This is a genomic window from Nocardiopsis lucentensis DSM 44048 (assembly GCF_000341125.1).
Classification (GTDB): domain Bacteria; phylum Actinomycetota; class Actinomycetes; order Streptosporangiales; family Streptosporangiaceae; genus Nocardiopsis; species Nocardiopsis lucentensis.
The window spans coordinates 1-4,007 of sequence record NZ_ANBC01000068.1 but is presented as its reverse complement, the minus strand read 5'-3'; the positions used below and the strand labels follow the sequence as shown (position 1 = coordinate 4,007).

Sequence of the window (4,007 nt, the reverse complement as noted above, 5' to 3'; positions counted from 1 at the left end):
CGGCCCCCCAGCCGCAGCAGGAGTTCGTAGTCCTCGGCGTAACTGCCCGGGATCTCCTCGCTCACCGTCCCGCAGCCGTCGAGCATCGCCCGGCGGCGGATGAGGAAGGTCGACGGGTGCAGCTCGGTCAGCCGTGAGCCGAGCAGGTCGCCGAAGGTGACGGTGGCCCGGTCCAGGACCCGTTCGGCCTCGACCCGGTCGTAGACCACACGGATGCCGCAGCACACCAACTCGGTGTCCGGCTCGGCCAGCATGACCAGCACCTGGGCGCGGAGCTTGTCGGGCAGCCACGTGTCGTCATCGTCGCAGAAGGCCACCAGGTCGGTGTCGGCGGCCAGCACGCCGGTGTTGCGCGCGCCGGCCAGCCCGGGGGTCAGGGTGTTGGTGACCACGCGCACCGGGCGGTCACCGTCGTCGTTGGCCAGGGAGGCGTCGGGCTGGTCGTTGTCGTACACCACGATCGTGGTGATCCGTCCGGCGTACTCCTGCCCGTGGATCGCGCGCAGGGTGCGGCGCAGCAGTTCGGGCCGGTCCCGGGTGGGGACCACGACGGTCACGTCGGGCCAGTCGTCGCCGACGGGCGCCGTCCGGGGCTCGGGCAGGGGCGTGCCGGGGGTCTCGGTCAGCAGATCGATGAGCTCGCCGGCGCGCAGGGCGGCGCGCTCGGGGCCGTCGTCCTCGCCGGGGCGGACGTGGAAGTCCCCGGGGGAGGCCAGCGCCCGGTCGATCAGGGCGGCGAGCTGCTGGGGGGTCGAGCACGAGCGGACGCGCCCCGCCTCCTCCAGCCGGTTGACGAACAGGAGCTGGTGGTCGTCGACGTGCTCGTCGAGTTCGGGGTCGCGGGCCACGACGATCGGCAGGTGGCCGGTTCCGCGGGCCTGGACGATGGTTCCCGGACCGCCGTGCGTGACCACGACCCGGGCCGCGCGCATGTGGGCGCCGAGCCGCTCGCCCGCGAGGAAGGCGGTGCCCGCCGCGCGCTCGGGCGGGGAGCTGTGCCCGTACTGGACGAGGACGCGCAGGTCACGGTTGCGGCGGGCGTAGTCGTCGGCCCACCGGACCAGCCGGTCGAACGCGTGGTGGTCCGTGCCGAGGCTCACCACCACGTCCGGATGGTCGCGGTCGTCGAGGCGCGGTGTCGTGCGGGTGGTCTGTTCGGTCACAAGAGCGGTCCTACCGTGATGGCGCTGGGCATGAACGACCGCTGCTCCTCCCACTGGGCGAGGAACAGGCGGGTGAAGGGGCGGCAGAGGCGGGCGGTGAGGGTGGGGGTGTCGAGACGGTCGTAGACCTCGATGTAGACCGTCGGGATCCGCAGGAACCACGCCAGGACGAAGAACGGCAGTGCCACTCCGGCCCCGGTCGTCACGACCGCGCTGGGGCGCCCCTCACGCAGCACCCGCACCGCCAGCCACGTGTTGCGCAGGAGGTTGCCCACGTGGCGGGTGGTGGGGTGGAAGGCCCAGCGCACGTCCTCCTCACCGAGGCAGGACACCGCGTCGGGGGTGCGGAAGGTCACCCAGAGGCGTCGCCTGTCCTGCCACCAGGGCCGCAGGGACAGGAGTTGGGCGAGGTGGCCGCCGCTGGAGGCGACCAGGAGAACCGGTCGAGCAGGCATGGAGTCATCATGTCATAACTCAACGTAGTGATTCGGGTGGTGTGGCAAGCCGGAGATCTCAACTTCGCAGCCGGAGGCCGAGGTGCCCCCGCAGGCGCCACACGGTGGCCAGGTGTCCGACGGCCCCGACGGCGATGGAGACCGCGAGTGCCACCGGAACCTGCCCCAGGAGGCCCACCGTCAGCAGGGGGAGGGCCGCGAACCAGATGACGGCGCTGCCCGCGGCGAGCATCACCGCGTCCCCGAAGGGGTGCAGGACCACGCGCTTCCGCAGCTGTAACAGCGGCAGCACCTTGCGTACCACCACGGAGGCCACCAGGGCCACCGCGGCGCCCGTCGCGCCCAGAGCCGGCGCCAACGCCACGCACACCAGTACGTTCGCCGCCAGCGCCAGGACGTTGTTGACCAGGTTGAGCGTGCTGCGTCCGGTCATCGCCAGGATGAGGTCACCCATCCCCAGCGCCGACCCGACCAGCTGCCCCGAGCACACGACCACCAGGACGGTCACCCCCGCCGCGTACCCGGGACCGAACAGGCTCATGACCTGCGGCGCGAACACCAGCGCGGAGAGGTACAGGGGCCAGGTCAGGCACACCAGCCACGCCGTCCCCGCCTGGTACAGCGACCGGACCCCCGTGTGGTCGCCGGTCGCCAGCTGCTCCGCGAACTGCGGCTGCGCGGCGGACAGCACCGCCTGGTTGCCGAACTGGCCGAGGACCATGACCCGCGTCGCGGCCGTGAACACCGCCGCGCCCGACAACCCGCTCAGTAACGCGACAAGCACCACCCCGCCGCGTTGCACACCCATCTGGGCCACCCCCGCCACGGCACGGGGCAGGGCGAAGGACCAGAACACGCGTGGCGAGACGCTTCCGTCGCTCCGGAGACCGTCTGGGGTGTCCGGAGCGGCGTCCGTTCCCGTACCGGCCTCCGTGACCGCCGGCGCGCCGCCCCTCCGCGGCGCCGGAGCGGCCCGGGTGAGGAGGCGTCCCAGCCAGAACCACGCCAGCACACCCGCCGGAAGGTAGGGGCCCGCCCACGCCAGCGCCAGCAGTCCGGCCGACCCGGACAGCGCGACCGCGGCCACCAGGGCCAGCTGGGCCAGTGGCCGCCCGACCTTGTCCACCAGGACCGTCGCGGTCATGTCGTGGTGCGCCCGTGTCGCGGCCAGGGCGGAGTCGACCATGACCGCGAACGGCACGAAGGCGGCCAGCAGCCGCAGGTAGGTCTCGGCGTCCTCGGTCGCCAGAGCACGCGCCACCGGCTCGGCGAACAGCACCATCAGCACGCCCAGCAGCCCGGCGGCGGCCACCGGCGGACCCATGGCGACCCGCAGCAGTCGTCGCACGGACTCCGCCCGTCCGAGCACGCGCAGGCGGGTGATGAAGTAGACCAGCCCGTCCGGGGCCCCGGCACCCGCCACCGTCGCCGCGATGAGGAACACCGACGTCGCGGAGAACAGCAGTCCGGCCGTCTCCGGGGAGAACGCCCGGGTGATGGTCACGATCACCGCCAGGTTGAGCCCCGCGCCGACCGCCGCGCCCGCCATGTTGAGCACACCGCCGCGCAGGACGCGGCTCAGTCCGGCGCCCGCGCGGTCCTCGGTGGCGGTCACGTGCGCCACGAGGGGGTACGGCCCCACCACTCGGCCAGTCGCGCGTCGCTCTCGGCGAACCGCGCGGTCAGCTCGGCGCGCAGCGGCTCGGGCATCGACGAGCGGCGGCGGGCGTTGTGCCGTCCGGGTGGTGTGCCCGGCCCCGAGGGGATGCCGAGGAACCGCTCGATCCCGGCCAGCGTCCGCGCGGTGCCGTCGAACAGGTCCGCGTAGTCCACGACGTGGATCCTCTCCCGCCCGAGGTGCCGCTCCAACCGCGACAGCTGCTCGACGTACCGGCCGCGTGCCAGGTACGCGTGGTGCTGGTGGGCGAACGAGTAGGACAGGGGGTCCGCGACCAGCCGTTCCTCCTCGCCGGACAGCCTCCCCTCCTCCAGGTCGATCGCGCGCGCGAACGGCTCGGACTCGAACCCGCGCGCGCTCTCGTGGGCGTGTGCCGAGTAGGCGCGCTCCACGGGGTCGCGCAGGATCACCACGACCAGTACCTCGGGGAGCGTCCGCGCGATCCGTTCCGCCGCCAGCGGGTGGAACAGGTAGTACGGGCTGGACTCCATCACGCGCACGCGCGGTCGCCCCCGGCGCTCTCGCAGAGAGGCGCGCAACGGGAAGCACGACCGGTACCACCTCTCCCCCCGGGAGTACCCGACGTCGAAGAAGTGGACCCCCTTGCGCAGCGTCGGCCCCGTGACCGCGGGGTGCCGGGCCAGGGACTTGAACAGCGACGTCGTCCCCGACCGCTGGGCGCCGCAGATGAGTACGTCGGGCAGGGCACGC

General features: G+C 73.0%; 3 protein-coding genes and 1 pseudogene (1 of these 4 running past the window's edge). All 4 read right to left on the bottom strand.

From position 1 onward, the window contains the following. Positions 1–1,163, bottom strand: a pseudogene (locus tag D471_RS32620) (glycosyltransferase); it reaches 309 nt to the left of the window's first position. Continuing rightward, positions 1,160–1,618, bottom strand: a complete 459-nt coding sequence (locus tag D471_RS0101995) for a glycosyltransferase family protein (protein WP_017597075.1) — start codon at positions 1,616–1,618, stop codon at positions 1,160–1,162. Before D471_RS0101995 ends, D471_RS32620 begins: the two are co-directional and overlap by 4 nt. A gap of 58 nt (positions 1,619–1,676) precedes the next feature. After that, entirely contained in the window at positions 1,677–3,260 is a 1,584-nt protein-coding gene (locus D471_RS0101990) for a lipopolysaccharide biosynthesis protein (protein ID WP_040687933.1), read from the bottom strand. Continuing rightward, positions 3,230–4,007, bottom strand: a 778-nt coding sequence (locus tag D471_RS32615; RefSeq protein WP_017597073.1) for a sulfotransferase family protein, incomplete at its 5' end; no start/stop codon positions are given. The genes D471_RS0101990 and D471_RS32615, both read right to left, overlap by 31 nt.

What these genes read in the sequence shown, in the direction of transcription:
- D471_RS0101995 (WP_017597075.1), bottom strand. Translation starts at nt 1,618, where the DNA reads ATGCCTGCTCGACCGGTTCTCCTGGTCGCCTCCAGCGGCGGCCACCTC.